General features: G+C 53.3%; 4 protein-coding genes. 2 read left to right on the forward strand and 2 right to left on the reverse strand.

The window, feature by feature from the left end:
- Positions 1–23: 23 nt before the first annotated feature.
- Positions 24–839: an MlaE family ABC transporter permease gene (locus OB13_RS14100; RefSeq protein ID WP_461490809.1), complete on the reverse strand. Its 816-nt coding sequence runs from the start codon at positions 837–839 to the stop codon at positions 24–26.
- Between the two features lie 233 nt (positions 840–1,072).
- Positions 1,073–1,645 carry a crossover junction endodeoxyribonuclease RuvC gene (gene ruvC / locus OB13_RS14105; RefSeq protein ID WP_461490810.1) on the reverse strand — a complete coding sequence of 191 codons (573 nt, stop codon included), beginning with the start codon at positions 1,643–1,645 and terminating at the stop codon, positions 1,073–1,075.
- A 24-nt stretch (positions 1,646–1,669) separates the two neighbouring features.
- Here ruvC and OB13_RS14110 point away from each other — a divergent pair, with 24 nt between their 5' ends.
- Together OB13_RS14110 and OB13_RS14115 are read left to right on the forward strand one after the other, a co-directional pair.
- Positions 1,670–2,659: a lysylphosphatidylglycerol synthase domain-containing protein gene (locus tag OB13_RS14110; RefSeq protein WP_461490811.1), complete on the forward strand. Its 990-nt coding sequence runs from the start codon at positions 1,670–1,672 to the stop codon at positions 2,657–2,659.
- Positions 2,656–3,129 (forward strand): glycosyltransferase (locus OB13_RS14115; RefSeq protein WP_461490812.1); only part of this gene is annotated, 474 nt, incomplete at its 3' end. The genes OB13_RS14110 and OB13_RS14115, both read left to right, overlap by 4 nt.

Genomic DNA, 3,129 nt, shown 5'->3' on the forward strand with positions numbered 1-3,129 from the left:
GGTTTACTTCTTTCATAGCCTGATTAAAACGCGCGTAAGGCATTGATAACCTGCATAATAAGGAGCTCCTCGATAAAGATAAGGAACATGGCCGTTACCACGGACGAGTTGGCTGCCTTGCCCACGCCTTCGGTACCCTTAGAAGAGTTGTAGCCTTTGTAGCAGCCCACCATCCCAATGGTAAAGCCAAAAATGACGGATTTAACAGAGGAAGCGGTTATATCCAGAAATGTGATCGCCTCAAATACCTGGTAGAAAAACGTGATGAGCGTTGTTTGCTCGTTCTGGTGTACGTTCAGATAACCGCCCAAAAGGGATACCAAGGTGGTATACATGGTCAGGGCCGGAATCATGAAGGTGGAAGCCAGCACCCGGGTCACGACCAGAAACTTGAACGGATTGGTGGCCGATACCTCCATGGCGTCGATCTGCTCGGTTACCCGCATCGATCCCAGTTCGGCTCCGATGCCGGATGCAACCCGGCCGGCCGCTATAAGCGCCGTCACCAGTGGGCCCATGGCTCTTACGATCGCAACCGAGATCAGAGCAGGCAGCAGGGCGGTAGCACCAAAGTCGGCCAGCGAAGGGCGTGACTGGTTGGTAAACACGATACCAATGATAAAGCCTGTCAGGGAAATAAGTGGCAGGGAGCGAACACCGATCTCATAGCATTGGTGAATGACTTCCTTGAACTCATAGGGCGGGAACCATACTTCTTTGAAAAAACGCGCTACAAAAGCATAGACATGGCCCAGTTCCAGAAATATTCTGTCCAGCCTTTTGGATATGACGTATCGGCGCGAGCGGGTGTTGTTTGTCTTCTTGTTGTTCAAATCCATTGCGACGGGCTGAAATCCGGTTATACCTCAACTTAAACCGGCAGCAGGAAAATCTTTTGTTAAAGTTAAACTCATCATACGGCCGATAGGAAGCTACAGGTTAGGATAGTTCCTTTATTTCTTAATACTTCAGTCGTAAGAAGGGCCAAAGGTAACTATTGTCAGAGTATTTTACAGACCTTATAGCTGTAAGATTAAAAATTCGCCTTTCGGATCAGGCCAAAACAGGTTGATTATTTACCTGCCAGCCGTTCCGGGTTGTCCGTCACGAAGCTCTTCCACGATTTGCCGCCCTGCTTGGCGTTGTTGCCTTTCTGGTAATGGTGGCAAAGCGCCACGGACAAGGCATCGGTCGCATCGAACATCTTCGGATCCGGCTGTATCTTCAGGATCTGTACCAGCATGCTGGCCACCTGCTCTTTGGAGGCATTCCCGTTTCCGGTAACCGATTGCTTTACTTTTTTAGGGGCATATTCCACGTAGGGAATATCGCGGGAAAGTGCGGCGGCAATGGCAACCCCCTGGGCACGACCCAGTTTGAGCATACTTTGCACGTTCACCCCAAAGAAAGGGGACTCGATGGCCAGTTCGTCGGGCAGGTATTCGTCGATGAGCTGTATCATGCGGTCAAAAATTTTCTTTAACTTGATGGCGTGGTTGCTGTAGCTTTTCAGGTGAATAACGCCATACTGCACTACCTTTACCTTTGAACCTGTCACCTCTATCAGGCCATAGCCCATTATTTGTGTACCCGGGTCAATGCCAAGAATTAACTTATTAGGGGGGAGTGCGGAAGAGTAAACCATAAGGCTGCAATTTAAGACAATATCTTGAACATTACCCGCAACAGAAGGTACCTTTTAATCGGTGGCAAGTCCGTCGTGGTGCTGCTCACGCTTTACATCCTGTACCAGGTCATCTTCACGGCGCCTGATACGCTGCTCAGCTGGCGGGGTATACTGGAGGGAGCCCTGGAAAGTGATCACCGCCCGCTGCTGCTTCTCAGTGCGCTGCTTATACCTGTCAACTGGGGATTGGAAGCCTGGAAGTGGCAGCTGCTGGGGCAGAAGGTGGAAAAGATCTCCTACCTGCGGGCCTTCCGGGCTGTGATGGTCGGGCTGACGCTGGGCTTCATCACCCCAAACCGGCTGGGCGACTACGCCGGCCGTGTGCTGGAGCTCAAGAGCAAAGCCAGGCTGGAGGCGATCGGTGCGGTTTTTATTGGTAGGTTCTGTCAGCTGGTGGCCACGGTGCTGGTCGGTTCGCTCGGGCTGTTATACTTCCTTCTGAGGCTTTACTGGGCGGCTTATCCGGCGATCTGTCTGAGTATGATTTTTCTGCTGCTGGTGCTTAATGTGGCCCTGTTGCTCTTGCTCTTCAATGCCCGCGCCATGGTGGCCCTGGTCGCTGCTGTCGGTCCGCTTCGGAAGCTGGTCAAGTACCTGGCCATCATGAGCAGCTATACCTTCGGGGAGATGTACCGGGTGCTGCTGCTTTCGCTGGGCCGCTACTTTATTTTCCTGTTGCAGTTCATTCTTTTACTTATCCTATTTGAAGTGCGGCTGTGTCCGGTGGAGTATATCAGCGGTGTGTCGGCGACCTTTTTCCTCAAGTCTATCGTGCCATCGGTGTCGCTCTTGTCGGATCTGGGGGTACGGGAACTGTCGGCGATGTACCTGTTCGGGCTGCTGGGGCAGGACCGGCTGCAGGTGCTGAGTGCCAGCCTGAGCCTGTGGCTGCTCAACATTGCCGTTCCCAGTGCGGTCGGGCTGTTCTTTGTGCTCCGACTGCGACTCAACAAAAAAGGAGTGGCGGCATGACGTTTCTGCTCCTCCTCTCGCTGCTGGCCTACGGCTGGCTCATTCTGCGCTGCCGCAGCGCCTGGAACAAGCTTGCTATACCTGAACTTCCGGCCGGTTTTATACCTGCCACGAAAGTATCGGTCATTCTACCTGTCCGGAATGAAGCCCGGCATATTCTCCGGCTACTCCAAGACCTGGAGCGGCAACACTACCCGGCAGACTTGCTGGAGGTGCTCGTAGTGGACGATCACTCTGATGACGAAACCGAAGCATTGGTCCAAAGCTTTGCCACTTCCTCCGGCCTGCCAGTGCGCCTGATCCGGCTGGCCGATCACCCGGACGGCTACGGGAAAAAAGCAGCCGTAAAGCAAGGTATAGCACAAGCGCAGGGAGAGCTGCTGGTATTCACGGATGGCGACTGCAGGGTGCAGCCCGAGTGGCTGCGCTTGTACGCCTATACCTATACCGCGCAGCGAGCCCTGTTTATA

The sequence above is a fragment of the Pontibacter sp. HJ8 genome (genome assembly GCF_054824225.1).

Bases quoted from the DNA above. Each gene is read 5' to 3' on its own strand.
- ruvC (WP_461490810.1), bottom strand. From the start codon at position 1,645: ATGGTTTACTCTTCCGCACTCCCCCCTAATAAGTTAATTCTTGGCATT.
- OB13_RS14100 (WP_461490809.1), bottom strand. From the start codon at position 839: ATGGATTTGAACAACAAGAAGACAAACAACACCCGCTCGCGCCGATAC.